Source organism: Parabacteroides gordonii MS-1 = DSM 23371 (assembly GCF_000969825.1).
Taxonomy (GTDB): domain Bacteria; phylum Bacteroidota; class Bacteroidia; order Bacteroidales; family Tannerellaceae; genus Parabacteroides; species Parabacteroides gordonii.
In genome coordinates this window covers 1,440,961-1,461,510 of the sequence record NZ_KQ033919.1, presented here as the reverse complement: position 1 = coordinate 1,461,510, position 20,550 = coordinate 1,440,961, and the positions used below count along the sequence as shown (strand labels likewise).

Sequence of the window (20,550 nt, the reverse complement as noted above, 5' to 3'; positions counted from 1 at the left end):
TAATTTAGTAACTGATTTGAACTCCGAATGATACATTGCGGGCTGTCGGATATAAGTCCATACTGCCTCTGCCGGCCCATAAGCCTGTCACGTCGACGCTCGACGGATCCATTCCGCCCGAATATTTGGTGATGGTAAACACATTCTTCATGGTGGCATAGATACGCAGGTTCGAGATCCATTTCGTGTTCAGCTTGGGTGTCCATCCCAACGTGATATTATCCAGTTTCAGGTAATTACCGTTTTCGAGGAAGTAATCGCACATGATCTTCTCGCCTTTGATATGGGCATTCTCCTTATAGGCAGATGTCAGTTTGTTGATACCGGTTACACCTTGCAGACCGTAATACATCTGATACTGGTTCAGGATCTGGTAATCGAAACGTCCGCGAAAATAGAGCGACAAGTCAAAGCCTTTGTAAGTGAAGGTATTGCCCCAGGCCATTTCCCATTTGGGAGTACCGTTGCCGATATAGGTTCTGTCGGCTTCTCCGGCATCGCGGCCACGCAGGGTTTCCCCTCCTTTTTCCCCGCCTTTGTACACCATGATATTTCCATCTTCATCGACACCTGCATAACGGTATCCGTAGAATGAACCGATCTCGATGCCATCCTGCAAACGTTGGCATGGGCCGGGGTTTCCCGGTGAGGGCAGACCGTCGCCTTCCATATAGCCTAGCTCGTACTTCTCGTTGGAGAATGATTTCAGCTTCGATTTGGTATAGGCAAGCGTAGCGTTGGTGGAGTAAGTGAATTTATCTGTCTGTACGGCATCCCAGTTAATCTGCAATTCGAAGCCTTTGGAGCTGGTCGTACCTACATTCGTCATGATCTTTTCATGCAGATAGGGAGGAACCGGCACCTGGTATTCTCCGATCACATCTTTCCCTTCGCGGATGAAAAGATCCAGGCTACCGGACAGGCGGGAGTTGAATAAGGTATAGTCGATACCCAGGTTGTAGGATATCTGTTTTTCCCAAGACAGATCCCTGTTCGGGTTGTTTCCCGGCCCGTATACCTGAACCCATTTACCTTCGCTGTTCGGCATCCATCCGTAGCCGGTATATTTCGCCAGGGAGATATATTTGTCGAAGCCCGACCGTCCGGTCTGTCCGTAAGAGAAACGAAGTTTCAAATCGTTCACCGTCTGTGAGTCTTCAAAGAAGGATAGACGGGAAACGCGCCAGGCGGCGGAAGCTGCAGGGAAAGCACCCCATTTATGATCGGTACCGAATTTGGTATTCCCTTCGTAGCGGATAGATCCGGTGAACAGGAAAGTATTATCGAAATCGTAGTTGACACGTCCCAGGAAAGCGATTGTCTTTTCCTTGTTCTTATCCGACTCCATTCCGAGGCGTCCGTCCGCTTTGTTGTAATCGCCTGCTCCCAGGTTGTTATACAGGAAAGCGTCTGTCGGGAAGTTCATGTTTTCCGCATTGAACTTTTCCCAGTTGAATTCCTGATACGAATAGCCGCCCATCACTTTCAGGTGGTGTTGGTCTATATCCAGTGAATAGTTGCTTAGCCATTCCAATGTATAATCGACCCACTTTTCGTTTTCCAGGCGGGCGCGTCCGTTACGGCTGTTGTTGATAGACTCGCGGTGGTCTTTGAAATAATACTCGCGTTGCTTTTTGTCGTGTCCCTGGCGGCCGAGCTTCAACTCCGTATTCAGGTTCTTCAGGATGTTGAGTTTGATGTTGAAGTCGGTGGTCAGGTATTCCTGTGTAGCTCCGTTTTCCCGTCTTGTCAGGTTGAAGATGGGGTTGTAGCTGTCGAAGTTGTTGCGGAAGGCATCCATTTCATCTTTTGAATAGGTCGGGTTCAGTTCGACAGCCTGTTTGAAGCTACCGTAATCCGTGTAATCTTCATCGGCATAGCGATAGGAAATGTTTCCTGTCACTTCCAGTAAGCCTTCTAAAGTTGTTTGTTTGAAGCTGGCACGTAAACCGTATTCTTTGCGGTCGGTCGCAATATCCAGTCCTTCTTTGGAACGATAGTTGGCTGAGATACGGAAGATAGTAGACTCGCTACCTCCGGATAGAGCGAGGTTGTGGTTTTGTCCGAAGTTATTTTTGTTGAGCAATTCGTCATACCAGTTGGTGCGCGAACCGTAGTCTTTTCCGATATTGTTGGCAACAAACTCTTCCGGGCTCAGTATTTCCGGCCGTGCGGCCACGAAGTCATGTTCGGCGTACCCGTCATATGTGATAGATACTTTACCGGCTTTTCCCTGTTTGGTCTGAACCAGGATAACACCGTTTGCACCGCGTGAACCGTAAATAGCTGCGGCGGAACCGTCTTTCAATACCGTGATCGACTCGATATCCTGTTGGGCGAGGTTACGCAAATCCCCACCGGGCATACCGTCGATAACGATCAGCGGCCCGTTTCCTGCTTTCAGGGAAGAGGCACCGCGCACCTGTATGCTGGGACTGGCATTCGGGTCGGCAGCGGCTGTGTTGGATACGGATACTCCGGCTACCTTACCGTCGATCATCTGTAAAGGACTGTTGGATGCTCCTTGCAGGAAGTCTTTACTTTTTACACTTGTCACGGCTGTTGTCAGGTCTTTTTTCACCGTACTACCGTAACCGACCACGATAACTTCCTGTAGATTTTCTGAATCCTCTTCGAGGGTGACCTCTACTTTCGACTTGCTCCTTACGGCTACATCCAGCGTTTTATAGCCGATGTAAGAGATTTGTAAAATAGTGTTTTCAGGAACGTTCTCAATTGTAAATTTACCGTCGGCATCCGTGATGTTTCCGTGGGTTGTGCCCTTGACCACTACGTTGGCACCTATTATAGGAATCCCGTTAGTGTCGACCACCGTACCTGTGACTGTTTTGTTCTGTTGTGTGATGTTAGTCACCGGTAATACTTCTGAACTATAACTGTTTACCTCTTTTGCATTTGCAGGAAATGCAGAGAGTAACAGACAGAATGTGGATACATAAACTGTATCTCTGAAAGAAATCGATTGAATTGCTTTCTTCATAATTTAATTAATACTAGTTAGATTTAATAAATTGAATTGATTAAAAATTACGTATCTGGTACGTATTCAGGTAAACGATACTTTTTTTACACCATAGGCCTCATTATTAGATATTAGAGTTATATTAGATTTTGTGTTTCCATTGAAATACATACCATAGTTCTGTACGAACTGTTTTATTTTATGCAGGGTAGACAGTCTTTTGCCAGGGAGGAAGCGGCCTTTGGTGGAGGTTTTTGTCTTAAAATATGTAATCTGTCTGGCTGCCGTGTGAAAAAGTATTTTATAAACCTTGCGGATATTAGAATAAAAAAATGATATTTTATCATTTTGTATTCCTTTTTTATTATTTTTGCACAGTGTTTTTCTCAGTCTGATCTATTCCGCATAGTTCGTACAGAACTATGGTAATTATAGCTCTCTATAAATCTCCCGCTTATTATTTTCATAATCCGTTGCAACATTTCCTTACAAAGAATCATCATATAGGTATACATAAATAAAATACTGATATGAAAAGATGGATAATGTTTGTTGTGGTACTTCTGGTTTCCGTTCAGGTAAATGCCCAGGAGTTTTCTTTTATACCTAAAGCCGGGCTTAATCTGGCTAACCTGACTCCTTATGGAGCGGATATGCGGCCGGGGCTTAATATCGGTGTGGCCGGTGAGTATCGTTTTTCGTCGCGGTTTGCCCTTGAACCGGGGTTGTATTATTCTATGCAGGGGTATCAGTATGATGATAAAGGCGTGACCTCCAAACTGAAATGTGATTATCTGAATATTCCGGTCTATGTTAAAGCCTATCTGTTTAAAGGATTTAATGTTTTCGCCGGCCCCCAGTTGGGAATAAATGTAAGAGCGAATGTGAGCGATATGGTTGTTTCCGATATGCCGGGGTACCGGAAGCAGATAACCGGTAATATAAGGGAAAATGTGAATAAAGTTGATTTCTCCCTGGGAGTGGGAGCCGGTTATCTGTTCGATTGCGGTCTGGTGGTTTCTGCCAATTATAATATCGGGCTGACGAATATATTTAAAGATGCCGGAGGTCTGAGCGACTCGATGTATGATAATACTTCCAACAATGGTGTGATACAAATCAATGTCGGCTGGTGTTTTCGGATGAAATAGGAACTTTATCCCTTTGTAACAACGCTGCAATCAGGCGGCTTTACCTTTGTGACCAAAATCAATGATGAAAAGAATTATGAGAAAGTTATTCAATGTTCAGGTTATTATGATGCTGTTGCTTGTACTGGGTACTGTAGTAACAGCTTCAGCAAAAGGAAATAAAAAGGATGAAAGCAACAACTATCATGCCAAGCAGATCCTTATTGTCGGCTTGCATGATAATGTGAAGTCCAACTATTTCTATAACGGAATGATCGCGGAAGAAACCGGTATGCAAGCCGATCGTATCGACCGCGAATATAATAGTATTATCGCAGAGAATATCGCAGCGGCGGTAAAGGAAGGCGGTTGTAAATTTATCCCGGCAACGGATAATCTGGTAGACGGACAGGTGCTGAATGAGATCAAGGTAAACGGAGAAAGTGAAGACAGCTATTCCGACCTCTCGGCCGTGCCTACGGAAGAACTACAGAAAGTCTTGAACAAGGCCGGAGCCGATTACCTGTTGGTGCTGAACCAACATTATCTGAAATGGCAGGAACAGCCTCTTCGTACTTTATTCCATATCGTAAGCTATTCGCTATATGATAAGGATAAAAAGGAGATTTATCGCGGTAATAATTACTTCACCTGCATGAATCTGGAGAACCCGGATAAGGTGCGTAAGATCAGCCGCAAAAGTTCATCGAAGATAGCCTCTTCAATAATCAAGACCCTGGAAGACTGAACTCCTCTTATAGACATACGCTTAATGTAGCCCGGTGAAGCAACTTGCTCATCGGGCTTTTTGTTGCAGAAAAGTAAGCGGAATGTTAATGAATATACATTTTGTTGTCACACCTCTGCAATATACCGGGGCTACTTTTGCGACATCAAACTTATATGGAAATAAAATTAAAAGATTGTTTATGAAACTATTTACCAGGTTAGTCACATGGGTGATGCTACTTTGTTGTTTCTCTGCGGCTGTCAATGCACAGGGAAGTACGCAAGCCATTATTACCGGAACGGTCGTGGATGAGTTCGGCGAAACAGTGATAGGAGCCACCATCCAGGTGAAAAATGAGTCGACCGGTTTCTTCACCGGTTCTATGACGAATGAGAAAGGAGAATACATCATCAAGCAATTGCCGTTGGGATCGCCTTATACGGTGACTGCATCTTTTATCGGTTATGGCGAACAAAAGAAAACAGGCTATTCGCTCAATCAGGGTGATATGCTCCATGTGGACTTTAAGATGCAGGAAGCATCGGTCGAGATCGAAGCGGTGGAAGTGGTAGCCAATTCGTTAAAGAATACAGTCCCGAAGATTGGGGCGGCCACTTCGGTAACGGCAAAGGATATTACCAAGCTGCCGGTGAACGGGCGTAACTTTACCTCGTTGGTGGATCTCTCCCCGTTGAGTACGGGAAGCAGCCTTTCCGGGCAGTTGGCCTCTTCCACTAATTTTACGATCGACGGTATGTCGGCAAAGAATCCGACCTCGGGCGGTACGACCAACCGTAACGGAGGGCCTTACGCGATCTCGATGGAAGCTGTTCGCGAGTTTGAGGTTGTGACCAACCAATATGATGTCACTTACGGACGCAGTGGAGGTGGGGCTGTCAGCACAGTTACTAAATCGGGAACGAATACCCTGACGGGAAGTGCGTTTGTATACGGTCGTGCCGACTGGCTTTCAAGTCCTTATGATATTCGCGGTAATGATCGTGATGCCAGCTTCTCTACTTATCAGTATGGAGCGACACTGGGCGGGCCGATCATCAAGAACCGTGCTCACTTCTTCCTGGCTTGGGATCATCAGGCGGACTCCCGTCCGTTGCAGATTGCCGATATCAAAAGTGCAGCCGATGAAAAGCGTTATAACGTAACACAATCCACATTGGATCAGTATCTGGAGATTGCACGCAATAAGTATGGAGTAGCCAATTCGCCTCAGTTCGGTTCCTTCGATAAGAAACAGGCTACGGATGCCGTTTTTGCCCGTATCGACTGGCAACTGAATGCCACCAACTTATTGACCATACGCGACAACTATGTGAACGATCGCAACAAGCAGGCACTGGGTGACAACAGTTCTATCAACTTGTATGAAGTGTACGGTGATGTGCATTCCATCGACAATAGCATCCTGGCAACTTTGCGTTCTGTGTTGGGGCCCCGTATTACTAACGAGTTGAAACTGCAACATTTGTACACTTCGGAAGAGAGTACGCCGAATAAGCAATTGCCTTCCGCCAATATCCCCCGTGCTATTGTGGAACGAGTGCAATCCACAGTAGACGGTAAGGATGTTTATACAACCATCCAGTTAGGCGGCCAGCGTTATTCTCCGGAGAATTTCTATAATAATGTACTGCATCTGGTAGATAACCTGTATTATACGACCAATAAGATCAACTTTACTTTTGGTGCCGACCTGATGTACACCAACATGGACTCCCGTTATGGCAGCGAGGCGAACGGCCGTTTCTACTTCACCGGGATGGATAACTTCAATAACCTGAAGCCTTACCGCTATGTGCGTGAAGTATATCTGGATCCCGATCAGCGTGTCAAACAGAATATCCTGAACACAGGGGTGTACGGCCAGTTGCAGACCAAACTCTTCCCGGGATTTGAAATGACTGCGGGACTTCGTATCGATAATGCCAATTACTTTAATAAAGGGAACTTCAACCAGACGGTTTACGATGAATTAAGCTTGCGTACAGACAATGGCCTGACTACTTTCCAGGTACAACCCCGTTTGCAATTCACCTGGGACGTGAATGAAAAGCATACCGACATCATCCGCCTCGGCGGTGGTATCTTTGCTTCCGATATCAATAACTATGCAATGATTAACAACATGGTATTCGACGGAACCAAAGTATTATCCGTCGACCTGACAGGCGACCTGGTGCCGACCCCCGATTTCGAATCCTACCGTAAAGACCCGTCGACAGCTCCCGGTGCCGATCTGTTTAATAATCCGGATATCCCCAAGCTGGCAACGATCAATATGAACGGAGCCGATGCAAAGGTGCCGGTTGTTTATAAAGCGAACTTCTCGTATACCCACTTCTTTACAGACCGCCTGAAAATAGGAGTAAGCGGTTTTATGACGCTGGGACGTAATAATTATATGTACGTAGACCGCAATATGGCCGACGAGCCTTTCTTCCGCCTGGCAGCCGAAGGAAACCGCGGGGTCTATGTTCCTGCCGAAAGCATCAACCCGGCAAACGGTTCAGCCGACTGGACGCAAGGGCGCAAGACGGATAAAATAGGCCGTGTACTCGAACTGAACAGTGAAGGAAAGGTGAACCAGTTTGCATTCGTTGTCGACGGAACCTGGCGTTATCTGAATGATGGCGAGATCGCTTTCAGTTACACCTGGAATGATACAAGAGATAATACTTCATATAACGGGAATGTGGCAAACTCGGCCACCCTCTCCAAGATGGTGGTCGACGATCCCCGTGATTTGAGCCGGATGAGCTATTCCGATAACCAGTTCCGTCATAAAGTCGTTTTCTATGGAACAGCTCCTACTTTCTGGGGCGTCAGTGTCGGTTTACGCTTCTCCGGATTGGGCGGAACGCGCTATTCACTGGCTGTGAACGGAAATGTGAACGGTGATTTTGTCTCTTCCAACGACCTGGCTTACATCTATGATCCGAACGACGCGGCTACTCCTCAGTATCTGCGCGAAGGTATCCAGTCCATACTCGATAACCCGGATGTAGAAGAAAGCACCAAGAAGTATATCCGCAAGAGTTTCGGTAAAGTGGCTGAACGCAACGGTGGCGTGAACGGTTTCTACGGAACGTTCGACCTGCGTATTGCCAAGAAATTCAAAATCTATAAAACACAAAACATCGAATTGTCGGTGGATATCTTTAACGTAGCCAACCTGTTCAGCAAGAACTGGGGCTCCGGTCATAACCTGGGTAAACAAAATATTTATTCGATCAAAAGCTTCAATTCCGAACAAAAACAGTATGTTTACAATGTTAATGCAAATACCGGTGTTTCTAATCTGAATGGTAACCCTTATCAGGTACAGATTGGTCTTCGTTACGGATTCTAATACATAACAGATAAAACAATGAAGAAAAGATTGATCTTAACGATGCTGCTTACCGCCTTCCTTTGCGGAAGCAGTGCATTTTCCCAGACAAAAGTAATTGCCCACCGTGGCTATTGGGACTGTGAAGGTTCTGCGCAAAACTCTATCGCAGCGTTGAATAAAGCGCATGAAGTAGGTGCTTATGGTTCGGAATTCGATGTTTGCCTCACGGCAGACGGTATCCCTGTGGTCAATCATGACGACAGCATCCAGGGATTCTGCATCGAAACTTCTCTTTATGAGCAGATAAAAGATTTGAAACTAAAAAACGGGGAAACACTTCCTACCCTCGAAGAATACCTGATACAAGGTAAGCAGAACCGGGGAACACAACTGATCCTTGAAATAAAGCCCCACAAAAGAGTGGTGAATGAAGACCGGGCGGTAACTGCCATCCTGGCCCTGGTTCAGCAGTATCAGCTGGAAGAGCAGGTGGAATATATCTCCTTCAGTATGAATATCTGTAAGGAGCTGATCCGCCGTGCCCCTGCTGCACAGGTCGCTTACCTGCGTGGTGAAGTATCTCCGGCCGATCTTAAAGTGTTGGGCTTTACCGGACTGGACTATCATTATAAGGTATTCGACAAACATCCCGAATGGATCCGCGAAGCGAAAGAGGCCGGACTGACCGTTAATGTCTGGACTGTGGATGACCCGGCTGTCATGCGGTCGATGATCTCACAGGGAGTGGATTTTATCACTACCGACAAACCCGAAGAGCTGAAGGAGATTATCAGGAAAAACTAAAATAAGGTAGACAGAGTCTTGTGGGAGTAGGAGAGTCCCGGCATGACATACTGTCGCGTCTCAGTTTCCTGCTAAGGAAACTGGAGTTTCTTCAGGAGGAAACGCAAGTTTCCCGCCTAGGAAATTACAGTTTCTTCCGCAGGAAACTTGCGTTTCCTTCTTGGGAAAATTTAGGAGACTGCAATAGGCTGGTTATTAACTGACTGGCCTATTTTTTTGTTTTGTGCTATTTAGTGATAAAAGCTACTATTATTGCCTGTCACAATGTCGGCATGCCGAATGGTTAAAATCGGGATTTTGTAATGAATATCCTCACCTTTGATAATAGAACTGACCGTATGGTTAAAAAAGTGTAATGGCAGAGTTGCTATTAAATTGTTATTTATATCTTTGTACCATTCCCCTGATAAGTTGGTTGTAACCATCTTCGGATAAATTCTTTATCCGGATGAATAAGTGAAGATTATAGAAAAGGATTTATATAGAACTTTATTTTAGTATTACTTAATTTAGAATTTATGAGTAAAACAATTACCTCGTTAATTGCCGGCCTGTTGTTGTCGGTGTGTGTTTCAACTCATGTATATGCCCAAAATTACGGCGGACATAAGATTACGTATCGCCCGACGGAAGTAATGAGCAGTGATGAGATTGATAATGAAGTAAACCATTTTGAAGCAGACAAATGGTACCAGTTGGTAGATGAAGATGGCAAGCTATTGGTGCAGTATCGCGACCTTAGTTATGATTATGGGACCAATGGGTTGATCTTGAAGCTGGTAGAGCCGAGTTCTGGTTGCCCAATCAATTATTCTTTGTGGTCTATCAAAGCTACCGATGATGGACGTAGCGGGAAAAATTTCGTGTTTGTGAACAAAGAAACAAATATGGAGTTGGAGTATGGGCATGTGAAAGCTTATACTCAGGAAGGCTTAGAGAATGGCCTTTACGATTATCCATACAGATCTTTTCTGGGTGGTTGTACACAAAACTGGGCTTGGTACACGACTGATAAGCAGGTGGATGATTTCGACTTTGCTCCTTTGTATTCTTATTTCAGCAATCAGGACTCGGTTCTTGTTTTGCAAAAGAACAACGATTATGGATACAATGAGCTTCAGGCCTGGAAGTATTCAAAAACAGAAGCCGGTGATGCTATGGCCAATATCATTGGTGATATCATTAAGGTAAAACCTATTCTTGCCGGTGGTATCATATTAAATGCCAAAACTGTTAATCAAATGGTCGATTTCCAGTATACAAATAACTGGGGAGCGGAATCTCTGCCAAAAGATAAGAACTTGCAGTTCGACGCAACAGTTAAGCCGACTGTGGCTAGCCCGTTGCTGACCAATCAATTTATCGCAGTGGAGAATGACGACTCTTATTTCCCTTCAATAAATAGTGCCGATGCGCTTCTTGGGCTTGAATCCGGTGATGCATACCAGTATGTAAGATTACAGGTTCCGGGAGAAAGAGATAGAGAGGGTGATTATGAAACTTACAGTACTTTATATGTAAGTACCGAATACTTCCCCAATAGCAGTAAAGATCTGAAATTAGACCTTATGGAAGGCGATCTGGATGCAAGTAATATGCCGGACGATATCACTGGATTGACACCAAAAGCATGGATTGCCCGTTCTCTCTTCAAGTTCACTTATTATCCTTCACAAGACAGTCTGGTGATCGAGCCGATGAATGCTTTGCAGAAAAATGCACCTTCCGGCCAATGGGTAAATGCTCAATATGCGTTCAACTCTACCAATAATGATATGGCAGCGATATGGGCTGCCAATGGAGTAGCTGCTCCGGAGCATAACGACACATACGGTCCGGTAGTTCTCCGTTTGGCTTACCTGACTGATAAGACGTCTGTACTCACAGCTAAGAATGCTGAATTGGATGGCGGCTATGAGCTCCCAGGCTCTCTACAGACCCGTTTCTTCTTCAAGAACCGTGACTTCGATTATCTGACACGTACCACATTGCCGGAAGGAATTTACTTTATCAAGAGTGCCGACAACGGTAAGAATGTGGTGGCTAATCTGGCAGGACGCATGATGTTCGATGCTCCGGAAGACGATCAGAACTATGACGACATGCCTGCTACCATGTGGGTTGTTAAGCATACCGGTTGCGGTGACCGCTCTACCGTTGCTATCTATAACCGTGAATATGCATTCGATTATAACACGTTGTTTGAAGGTGAAACTCCGTCAGTAGATCTCAGGAGGTATTATGATAGAGATTATTACTGGGATATATGCCGGGATACTGTTCCGGTCTTTGAAGGCCAGTTATATAAAGATAAAGACGGTAATATTTTCCTGATCAATGAAAACTATACCGGATTTGAATACAACAGTTGTAGCTCATGCAGTCTCTGGATGTTAGACCACCTGCATAACTATAACTTCATTCCGGTAACAGATAACGAAGCACTGACAAGCGAACATCACGGATACAAACACCTTGATCCGGCATCATTGCTTTACACCAAGTATCGTTTGAACTATAACCTGTTCGCTAACGGCAACCTCTATCTGAATGTAGTAGACAATACCTTCATGCCGATAGAAAGCCAGTCTACCACTTATGAACTGGAAATTGCTCCGGAAGACTTTAAAGCAACCAACTATGAGTTTGGTTACGGTGCAGGTGTTGCCGGCTTACCGCAATTATCTCGTACTGCTTATGTGTTGAAAGTGAGCGATAAGAACCTCATCGATAACGATAAGATGTATATCGCCCTGGTAGAAGAATTCGGTAAGACTGCTTACTATCAGCCGATGAGCCGCGACGATATTGAAGCCGGCAAAGGCAAGCTCGGTGTATTCTATCTGAAAGCCGACCAGCGTAAAGACGATGACAAATGTTATATCCTGATCGATATCTTCAATAACAAGATGAATTGTGATGAGTGTGAGTGTCCTGAGTGTCCTGAAAATCCAGATGATAATGGTCCTTATCCTGCTTCTTTGACTTTACGCAATACTCCTGCTCCTGATCCGGGCGATTGTGACGATTGTGAAGAATATGAGAAATGCTACATCCCGAAATACTCTTACGCATTCAACGGTTGGAGACAAGCGCATTGCATCGACGGTATCGGTAAGTTAAGCATCACCAAACTGGATAAAGAAGCTGAAGACCGCTCATCCGCCTTTGCCGTTATCACCGACGACCGTCCATTGTATATGGATCTGGGCGAAGAAGGTAAGACGATCAATCTGTCCCGTGCAAGAGGTGCAGGAAAGGAATTCCTGTATGAAGACTCTAATAATGCAGTAAACGTACCGGGTGCTAAGGACGAATTCAACTTCTTAGGCTTGACAGCAGAAATGATCAAACCGGGTGAAAACAGCACGACTGCTATCTATGCAGATTATGTAGTAAAATCTACCGACCGTATGCCTCAGTACCTGTTGGTTGTACGTCCGGATTCCGTAGCAGACGGTAAGTGGTGTAACACACACGGTTACAACCCGGGTTGCGAGCACGAAGGTGATTACAACGGTTACCTGGCCGGTAGCTTCCTGATCAACCTGACTGACTCTGTAAAGGGCGGCACGAACATGTTGAACAATCCTGACGCTTACAAATGGCAGTCTTACACCCGCCTTGGTTTCGTGGATGGTGTTCACCAGGTAGATGCAGACGGCGAATACTTGTATATTCTGAAGAACGGTAAGAAATTGGCAGACCTGAGAACTAAAGACGGCGTTCTTGATCCTCGCGACCTGTACAATGAAGAGCTCTTCGAAAAGAAACCGGTAGACGGCCTGCATAAGAACTATGCATTCTCTCTGCGTTACACAGACGACGATCATAAGGACTTCTTGCTCGAGTCTAACCTGGACGGCGTATCACAGATCGCTTCCTTCAAGGGTGCATGGGTGAAGATCCACAATGGCGTGCCTGTATTGGCTGAGTTTACTGTAGAAAACGGAAATCATGAAGATGACGACAAGAACATGCAGGAACTGATCAACCAGTCTCAGATCTTCAACCTGGAAGATACCGACGACTTTGCAACTTCCAACGATGAAGTTTCGACTTCAACCATCAGCGTAGTTGCCGGTACCGGTTCTATCAGCATACGCAATGCAGGCGGTAAGATGATCGTTGTTTCCAACGTATTGGGTCAGCCGCTTGTAAACCAGACTGTCACTTCCGACAATGCAACGATACCTGTACCTCAGGGAGTTGTAATAGTAAGTGTGGAAGGTGAAAAGGCTGTTAAAGCTATCGTGAAGTAACCAGATAAATATTAGTAATTAAATACCCGGGCGGTGTGTCAGTTATGCAGGAATGCATACGGCACACCGCCTTTTTTGTTACCAACCCTGTCCGGTTTTATCAGCTAATGCTTATCTTCGTGCAGAATTTCAAACATAAACTTATAATAATGAAAAGAACACTGTTGAGTCTTGCTACTGCCTCTCTGTTGCTGGCTTGTGTATCCTGCGCAAACAAGTCGGGTGTTACAGAGAACGGAGAAATTGCTCTGATCCCTGTTCCACAGGAAATGACTGTCGGTTCAGACTGTTTTACCCTGACACGTAACGCCGCAATTACCCTGGATCAATCGAATGAAGAACTGAAAGGCATCGCCGATTATCTGAATGGTAAGATCGCTCCCGCCACCGGTTTCACGCTCCCTGTGGAGAAACATGGAAAGATCGAATTCAAACTGGTGGATGATGCCGCTCTGGGAGATGAAGGTTATCACCTGAAAGTGAAACAAGGCGATATCCTGCTTACGGCGAATAAGCCTGCCGGAATCTTCTACGGCGTACAAACCTTGTTGCAGATGCTTCCGGCAGAGATCAAAAGCGGGACTGCACAACCCAAAGATAAGAAATGGACAATCCCCTGTACGGAAATTACCGATAAACCCCAGTTCCCCTGGCGTGGCCTCATGCTGGACGTAAGCCGCCACTGGTTTACGAAAGAGGAAGTAATGAAGTACATCGACGAGTTGGCCGAATATAAAATGAACGTTTTCCACTGGCACCTGACCGACGACCAGGGTTGGCGTCTGGAAATTAAGTCACTACCTAAACTGACCGAGGTAGGTGCCTGGCGTGCTCCCCGTGTGGGCGACTGGTGGGGACGCGAACGTCAGCAGCCGGGTGAGGAGAGTACTTACGGCGGTTTCTATACCCAGGAAGAGGTGAAGGAAGTGCTGGCCTATGCCGCCCAGCGTTTTGTACGCGTCATCCCTGAAATCGATGTTCCCGGTCATGGTGTAGCCGCTCTGGTTTCTTATCCTGAACTGGCTTGTATGAAAGCCCCCGATGCACTCAATGTAGGTAATAAATTCTATGGCGAAGATGAGAATACGCTATGCATCGGCAAGGAGTCTACTTTCGAATTTATGGATAAGGTGCTGACGGAAGTAGCCGCCCTTTTCCCGGACGAGTATATCCATATCGGTGGCGACGAATGTTTCAAAGGCTTCTGGCATAAATGCCCCCGTTGCCAGGCACGCATGAAAGCGGAGAACCTGAAGAACGAAGAAGAATTGCAGAGCTATTTCATCCACCGCATGGGCGACCTGCTGAAATCGAAAGGCAAGAAGCTGGTCGGCTGGGACGAGATACTGGAAGGCGGCCTGGCACCCGATGCCAACGTCATGAGCTGGCGCGGTATGGATGGCGGTATCAAATCGGCTAAAGCCGGGCATCATGTGATTATGACGCCGACCGAACATTGTTACCTGGATTTGTATCAGGGAGAACCTTCCGTAGAACCGGCCACCTATTCCATGTGCCGCCTGACGGATTCGTATAGCTTCAACCCTGTACCCGAAGGCGTTCCGGCCGAAATGGTACTGGGCGGACAAGGTAATGTCTGGGGCGAAGCGATCCCTACTTTCCGCCATGCCGAGTATATGACCTGGCCGCGCGGCTGGGCGTTGGCTGAAGTATTGTGGAGTGGGCCTGCCCAAACGGATTGGGAAAAGTTCTGGCCCCGTGTAGAACGTCATTTCGTTCGTGCCGACCAAGCCGGCATCAACTATGCCCGCAGTATGTATAATGCGATCGTTACCCCGTATCTGCAGGACGGCGTGTTGCAGGTGGAACTGGGAAGCGAGATTGCCGGTACGGATATCTACTATACATTCGATAATACAGACCCGGATTGCTTTACTCCGAAGTACAGCGAACCGCTGAGCATACCGAAAACAGCCAGCCGCCTGCGTGTCATTACTTATCGCGACGGTAAGCCGGTCGGTAAACTCATATCCCTGACAATAAAAGAGCTGGAGAAGCGTGCCGAGAAGGACAAACGAACCGGCCACGGTAACCTGACTGTTGACTGATAGGATTTTAACCAAGTTGTTCGTAACCTTTTTGTAACAACTTGGTTTTATCTTTGTAACAAGACTGAAATATGTGTGAAATAGAAAAGCGCTTTCTTTGCTGCCGGAAACAGTGATGTAATACATTTTTCACCGCAACCAACAAAGTTAGGAATGAAAGTAATCAAATTTATGGCGCTCTCCCTGTTGGCGCTGCTTCCCTTTCTCGCGGAAGCTCAGAACACGGAACAGTTAGATGCCCGCATCGATTCGCTTGCGGAAGAGACAGCAACGCTGGATAAGATAGTGAAGGGACTAAGCAAGTTTAAAGTCTCCGCCTATATCCAGGGACAATATCAGTATGGACAGGAGGATGCCACCCTGAAAGTGGGCGACAAGAACGAGCACGAGGATAAAGGCTTCAACCGTATCGGTATCCGCCGTGGTCGCCTGAAGTTCGAATATAACGACGGCATCGGTACCGGAGCCGTGCAGATCGAAGCCAACGACAAAGGTGTCAGCTTCCGCGACCTGTATATCGGTATCAAAGATCCCTGGACGAAGCGCAGCCAGTTGATGGCCGGTGTTTTCAACCGTCCTTTCGGACATGAGATCGGGTATTCCACCAGTGGCCTCGAGTCGCCCGAACGTGCCACGATCATCCAGTACTTCTTTCCCGACGAGCGCGATCTGGGAGCGATGCTGACCCTTCGTACCAAGAAGGATAGTCCGCTGGGCTTTCTCCGTCTGGATGCCGGGTTGTTTGCCGGTAACAGTATCAACCGCGAAACCGACAGCCGCAAAGACTTCATCGGACGCCTGGGTGCCGACAAGGAAATCGGCAACTGGGGTAAATGGGGTGCAGGTGTATCTTACTACAACGGAGGTGTCTACAACCCGACAACGACCGCTTATGAAATGGACGGCAAACGCTTTATCGAAGTGGATAAAGGCAGAACCGGTACTTATATGAAGCGCGAATACATCGGTATGGACGCCCAGTTCAGCTTCCTGAGTTCATGGGGAACAACCTCGTTGCGTGCCGAAGGTCTTTTAGGTACACAGCCCGGAATTGCCGGAAGCAGTAAAAGCCCGAATACGGGAACACGTCCGGAGGATCTTCCCGAAAACGCCCTGTTCAAGCGTCCCTTTATCGGTTATTTCTTTTATCTGGTGCAGGACATCGGCACTTCCCCTTTCTCTGCCGTATTCAAATACGACGTCTACGACCCGAATACGAAACTGAAAGGAAACGAGATCGGTGCCGAAAACACATTCACCTCTAAAACCGACCTGGCCCAAAGCACATTTGGTATCGGCGGTCTGTACCGCTTCAACAAACACATCCGTGTGCAGGCCTATTACGAATTTAACTTCAACGAAAAGAGCGACTTCGTAAAAGGCTACGAACAAGACCGCAAAGACAATGTGCTGACAGTGCGGTTGCAGTATAAGTTTTAAATAAGGAATCCCCATCATCTGTTAATAAGGATAATGGGGATTCATATAAAATAGATACTATATACTCTTAAATAAATCCATTCTTTCGAAGTAAATCTTCCAGTTCTTTTTTACTAATGGAAGAACGTTCAGACTTATCATAAATAAGTAACAAGTTAAGTACTGCGTCTTGTGCGGAAGCAATCACAGTAAAAGAGATTACTCTTGCGCCACCACTTTTACCTTTCCCTTTCGAAGCAATCTTCATTCGAATTTTGCGAAGTCCGTTACCCAGATCAGTTCCCAGTTGAGGATTACTACTCAGTTCGTCAAGTAATATTTCATAATCATTTTTGAATGAAACATAATGCTTACTTAGCCGTTTAGCTTCTTTGTCAAACGAGGCTGTAGTCTTAATATCATAATTCATCGAGCAACTCTTTTGCAGATCTTGTTTTGCCGGCTTTTACATCTTTCAGTCCGCTGTCGATACCTTTCAGGATTTCTTCTTTACTGATTGTCTGGTCTTTTACCGCTTGGCTTTTTAATTTCTCATAAGCATTCTGGAGCTTTTTCAACAGATCCATATTATCGACTTCTGTCAATATCTCCCGTACTAACTTTGCTTTATGAGCTTCCAGTTCCATCGTTGTCATATTAGTCTCCTTTCTTTTTTGGAATACTAATGCAAAGATAGTAAAAACCTAATCATCTTCACTATATCCCCCCCCATACTCTATTGGTATCCCCTTAATAGCATAAGGGATAATGTATTATATATTTATTAATTGCTTAATATTTTATATTCCATACCCTTTATCAATTGGCTGATGCCTAAAAAACTGCTATCTATCCATCATGTATTATTTATTTGATAAATATCCCTCAAAAACCTAACAACCTATTAATATTATTCTTACATTGTGGTATTCTAATTATTTAAATATCAGAAAAATATGGAAGACAAAAAAACAGAACCGTCTCCCTGGAGGAGAGCGTATGGGGTAACGGAATTTGCCCAACTCTATTTTCCCGGCCGGACGCCGGTGGTTGCCTATAAACGTATGTGGGAATGGATACGCACCTCGCGCGAACTCAAAGCCAAGCTCGAAGCCGCCGGATGGGTGAAATTCCAAAAACTCTACACGCCGAAGCAAGTAGGCGTACTGATCGAACATCTGGGGGAACCCTGATAAAGTTTAAACTAAATTTATTTACAATGAAAGACTTAATCAGTCAAGACGTTGAATGTACCCTGTTCAGAACAGCATTCGACACCCTTTCTTACACACCGGTCACCCTCGGTGGCTATTTAGCCGACGTGGTGAACGGTAAGTACAAACAGCAGGTAGAAAACGTTCGCGCCCTGGTAACCTCCGGCAGTGAGGAAGAAGCGGGTATCTGTAAAAAGAACCTTCCCCTGCTCGTGGCAGGCGGACGGATGGAAGGCGGCCGCAAACGCGAACACCTGGTAGGTTACTCCGGCTGCGTAGTGGGCGACCTCGACCATGTGCCGGGATCACCATCGGAGTTGCTCGCCCGTGCCCGTGAACTACCTTATGTGAAAGCAGGTCATATCAGTCCTTCGGGTACCGGCCTTAAACTCTTCGTGCTGGTAGACAGCGATATGGAACACCACGCCCAGGCCTTTGCAGTGGTAAGCCGCCTGCTTGAAGCCGACTTGCCGGGCGTGAAGGTAGACCCTTCGGGCAAAGACCCCAACCGCGGTTGCTTCGTCAGCTACGACCCGGCGGCCTTTTATAAGATAGAAGCCGAAGTGGTATGTGTCCCTGTTGCCCCCGGAAAGTCCGGTGTCTTTTCTCAGCCCGAACCCCGCTCGTTGTCCAACTACATCGACAAGTTTGAAGCAGGCAACCCTTTTACCGACGGCAGCCGCCACAGCTACGTGGTGAAGCTGGCTTCGGCGCTCAACAGTGCCGGTTTCAGCGAAGCCGAAGTGACGGCAGAATGTCTCTACCGCTACACCGCTCCGGGTTTCGATGAAAAAGAGATCCTTGCCACCGTGGCAGACATCTACCACCGTTACCAATCTGCCCACGGCAGCAATTCCGGCCGTCAGGCACCGGGTATGGCGACGAAAAAAAGTGTCAGAAATCTCAAAAGTTCCACCCCCGTTCCCGAAGATGCACTTTTGGACGATGGTTCCCCTATGGGGCCTGATTATGAACCCGTAGAAGGTGATTTTCCGCACTTCGACAAGTCCCTTTTGACAGGCCTTCCGAACCTCCTCGCGGACGCTTTGAAGACAGCTTCCGACGACACGGAGCACGACCTGACATTGCTCGCTTCACTCACCATGATCAGTACCGCCTTACCCAAGGTGAGAGGCATGATGCAGGGCGAAATGTATTATGCCCCGTTCTACACCGTCGTGACCGGCCCCTCGGGCAGTGGTAAAGGATGTGTCAGCCGGGTATTTAAGATGATAGAACCCTGGCAGCGTTCCATCTACGACAACTCCGCCCGCAAGGTGGAGGAATATAATAAGGAAAAGGAAGCCTACGAGCTCGACAAACTGAAGCAACGCCAGTCGAAAGCTAAAAAGCCGGCCGGTACTCCCCTTGAATGTCCCCGCTTGGTGCAGCAAAGGCAGCTCCATATGGCAGGCTACACGACGACTGCCCGTATGATTGCGCAGTTGGAGATAAACGATCCTTATTCATCCCTCTTGTTCGAAACCGAACTGGAATCGTTGAACAACACGATGGCGCAGGATTTTGGCGGTTACGGATACGTTCTCAACCAGGCATTCCACGGCGAACGCGTGAGCTGTGCTTCGAAAACCAACGGTACCTTCATTGTCGAACATCCGAAGCTGGGTATGTTCGTAACCGGTACCCCCAGCATGTTCGCCAAGTTCGTGCCCACTACCGAAAACGGCCTCTACAGTCGTTTGCTGATCTACCATATTGCCGGAGGTGGCGTTTATCGTTCTCTGACTTCTGCTGATAATGATCCGAAGAATGCGTCCTACTTCACGGAGCTGGGCGGAAGATTGCAGGATATGGCCGTGTTCCTCGAAAAAACGGATACGTTTGTCAGCTTCACCGACCGTCAGCGTAAGAAGCTCGACCGCTATTTCTCACGCGAATATTATAATGTACGCGTGTTCGGTAATGAAGATGTTACCTCGGTCGTGTTGCGCCACCGCCTGATCATCTTCCGTATTGCAATGGTACTGACAGCTTTGCGCAAAGCGGAGGAAGAAGTAGAGACAGTGCATCGCATCATAACGGATGCCGACTTCGAAGTGGCTTTCCATATCGGTACTGTTTGCCTGCGTCATTCGATGTTGGTAAGTACCACCCTGAAGCATAGCGATACGGAGCAGCATTTTAAGATGCACACAGCCCAGCGCGACCTGTTTGCCGCCATGCCGGATAAGTTTAAAACAGCCACCCTGGTTGAAGAGGCGGTTGTCCGCGGAATCAGCCGTTCGAGTGCGTTCCGTATGCTGAAAAAGGCGCAGATGTATGATTTATTAATCTCATTAGGTGCGGGTTACTATGATAAAACGGACTCGGGGAAAATGTCACTATTTCGAAAAAGGGGTAGAGACTTTTGAAACTATTGAGACTTTTTATCGTATTCTTCCTCCTTGCCGATTCCCTCTGAAATGGGTAGGCACCGGACGCTCAACGGGTAGTTACCCGTAGAAAATGAGTAGGCATCGGAGGTGAAACGGATAGTTATCCATCTAATAACCGATTATTTTTAACATTTGTTGGAAATAGTACTCTAAACTATGAATAGCAAGGCGAGAGATCGAAAAAAGACTGACTA

General features: G+C 46.6%; 12 protein-coding genes. 9 read left to right on the top strand and 3 right to left on the bottom strand.

What is annotated here, in order from left to right:
• Nucleotides 1-4: 4 nt before the first annotated feature.
• The gene (locus HMPREF1536_RS05930) at nucleotides 5-3,001 is read right to left on the bottom strand and encodes a SusC/RagA family TonB-linked outer membrane protein (protein ID WP_028727726.1); all 2,997 of its coding nucleotides are present in this window, start codon (nucleotides 2,999-3,001) and stop codon (nucleotides 5-7) included.
• A 512-nt stretch (nucleotides 3,002-3,513) separates the two neighbouring features.
• Between HMPREF1536_RS05930 and HMPREF1536_RS05925 the strand changes: the two genes are divergently transcribed.
• The 7 genes from HMPREF1536_RS05925 to HMPREF1536_RS05895 all read left to right on the top strand — a co-directional run bounded on the left by HMPREF1536_RS05925 (nucleotide 3,514) and on the right by HMPREF1536_RS05895 (nucleotide 16,767).
• Complete coding sequence (locus tag HMPREF1536_RS05925) at nucleotides 3,514-4,134, top strand: porin family protein (protein WP_028727727.1); 621 nt, start codon at nucleotides 3,514-3,516, stop codon at nucleotides 4,132-4,134.
• A gap of 106 nt (nucleotides 4,135-4,240) precedes the next feature.
• The gene (locus HMPREF1536_RS05920; RefSeq protein ID WP_374938063.1) at nucleotides 4,241-4,861 is read left to right on the top strand and encodes a hypothetical protein; all 621 of its coding nucleotides are present in this window, start codon (nucleotides 4,241-4,243) and stop codon (nucleotides 4,859-4,861) included.
• Nucleotides 4,862-5,042: 181 nt separating this feature from the next.
• A complete protein-coding gene (locus HMPREF1536_RS05915) occupies nucleotides 5,043-8,210 on the top strand; it encodes a TonB-dependent receptor (RefSeq protein ID WP_028727729.1) in 3,168 nt (1,055 codons plus the stop codon).
• An 18-nt stretch (nucleotides 8,211-8,228) separates the two neighbouring features.
• Nucleotides 8,229-8,996 (top strand): glycerophosphodiester phosphodiesterase, encoded by a 768-nt coding sequence (locus tag HMPREF1536_RS05910; protein WP_044192147.1) that lies wholly within the window; start codon nucleotides 8,229-8,231, stop codon nucleotides 8,994-8,996.
• Nucleotides 8,997-9,514: 518 nt separating this feature from the next.
• Nucleotides 9,515-13,258 (top strand): DUF6383 domain-containing protein, encoded by a 3,744-nt coding sequence (locus HMPREF1536_RS05905; protein WP_028727731.1) that lies wholly within the window; start codon nucleotides 9,515-9,517, stop codon nucleotides 13,256-13,258.
• Nucleotides 13,259-13,407: 149 nt separating this feature from the next.
• Nucleotides 13,408-15,327 carry a beta-N-acetylhexosaminidase gene (locus HMPREF1536_RS05900; RefSeq protein WP_028727732.1) on the top strand — a complete coding sequence of 640 codons (1,920 nt, stop codon included), beginning with the start codon at nucleotides 13,408-13,410 and terminating at the stop codon, nucleotides 15,325-15,327.
• Nucleotides 15,328-15,480: 153 nt separating this feature from the next.
• Nucleotides 15,481-16,767, top strand: a complete 1,287-nt coding sequence (locus HMPREF1536_RS05895; protein ID WP_028727733.1) for a hypothetical protein — start codon at nucleotides 15,481-15,483, stop codon at nucleotides 16,765-16,767.
• 67 nt (nucleotides 16,768-16,834) lie between these two features.
• Here the strand turns inward: HMPREF1536_RS05895 and HMPREF1536_RS05890 are convergent, their stop codons facing one another.
• Together HMPREF1536_RS05890 and HMPREF1536_RS05885 are read right to left on the bottom strand one after the other, a co-directional pair.
• The gene (locus HMPREF1536_RS05890; protein WP_028727734.1) at nucleotides 16,835-17,176 is read right to left on the bottom strand and encodes a type II toxin-antitoxin system RelE/ParE family toxin; all 342 of its coding nucleotides are present in this window, start codon (nucleotides 17,174-17,176) and stop codon (nucleotides 16,835-16,837) included.
• On the bottom strand, nucleotides 17,166-17,402 hold the full coding sequence (locus HMPREF1536_RS05885) for a hypothetical protein (RefSeq protein WP_028727735.1): 237 nt from the start codon (nucleotides 17,400-17,402) through the stop codon (nucleotides 17,166-17,168). The genes HMPREF1536_RS05890 and HMPREF1536_RS05885 overlap by 11 nt, the downstream gene beginning before the upstream one ends.
• 300 nt (nucleotides 17,403-17,702) lie before the next feature.
• Here HMPREF1536_RS05885 and HMPREF1536_RS05880 point away from each other — a divergent pair, with 300 nt between their 5' ends.
• Together HMPREF1536_RS05880 and HMPREF1536_RS05875 are read left to right on the top strand one after the other, a co-directional pair.
• Entirely contained in the window at nucleotides 17,703-17,939 is a 237-nt protein-coding gene (locus HMPREF1536_RS05880) for a DUF4248 domain-containing protein (RefSeq protein WP_028727736.1), read from the top strand.
• A 26-nt stretch (nucleotides 17,940-17,965) separates the two neighbouring features.
• Nucleotides 17,966-20,332 carry a DUF3987 domain-containing protein gene (locus tag HMPREF1536_RS05875; protein WP_044192154.1) on the top strand — a complete coding sequence of 789 codons (2,367 nt, stop codon included), beginning with the start codon at nucleotides 17,966-17,968 and terminating at the stop codon, nucleotides 20,330-20,332.
• The last annotated feature ends 218 nt before the right edge of the window (nucleotides 20,333-20,550 follow it).

Excerpts from the sequence above, each read along its gene's own strand:
- HMPREF1536_RS05905 (WP_028727731.1), top strand. The coding sequence starts at position 9,515 with ATGAGTAAAACAATTACCTCGTTAATTGCCGGCCTGTTGTTGTCGGTG.
- HMPREF1536_RS05925 (WP_028727727.1), top strand. The coding sequence starts at position 3,514 with ATGAAAAGATGGATAATGTTTGTTGTGGTACTTCTGGTTTCCGTTCAG.
- HMPREF1536_RS05915 (WP_028727729.1), top strand. The coding sequence starts at position 5,043 with ATGAAACTATTTACCAGGTTAGTCACATGGGTGATGCTACTTTGTTGT.
- HMPREF1536_RS05910 (WP_044192147.1), top strand. The coding sequence starts at position 8,229 with ATGAAGAAAAGATTGATCTTAACGATGCTGCTTACCGCCTTCCTTTGC.
- HMPREF1536_RS05900 (WP_028727732.1), top strand. The coding sequence starts at position 13,408 with ATGAAAAGAACACTGTTGAGTCTTGCTACTGCCTCTCTGTTGCTGGCT.
- HMPREF1536_RS05930 (WP_028727726.1), bottom strand. The coding sequence starts at position 3,001 with ATGAAGAAAGCAATTCAATCGATTTCTTTCAGAGATACAGTTTATGTA.
- HMPREF1536_RS05875 (WP_044192154.1), top strand. The coding sequence starts at position 17,966 with ATGAAAGACTTAATCAGTCAAGACGTTGAATGTACCCTGTTCAGAACA.
- HMPREF1536_RS05885 (WP_028727735.1), bottom strand. The coding sequence starts at position 17,402 with ATGACAACGATGGAACTGGAAGCTCATAAAGCAAAGTTAGTACGGGAG.
- HMPREF1536_RS05895 (WP_028727733.1), top strand. The coding sequence starts at position 15,481 with ATGAAAGTAATCAAATTTATGGCGCTCTCCCTGTTGGCGCTGCTTCCC.
- HMPREF1536_RS05880 (WP_028727736.1), top strand. The coding sequence starts at position 17,703 with ATGGAAGACAAAAAAACAGAACCGTCTCCCTGGAGGAGAGCGTATGGG.
- HMPREF1536_RS05920 (WP_374938063.1), top strand. The coding sequence starts at position 4,241 with ATGATGCTGTTGCTTGTACTGGGTACTGTAGTAACAGCTTCAGCAAAA.
- HMPREF1536_RS05890 (WP_028727734.1), bottom strand. The coding sequence starts at position 17,176 with ATGAATTATGATATTAAGACTACAGCCTCGTTTGACAAAGAAGCTAAA.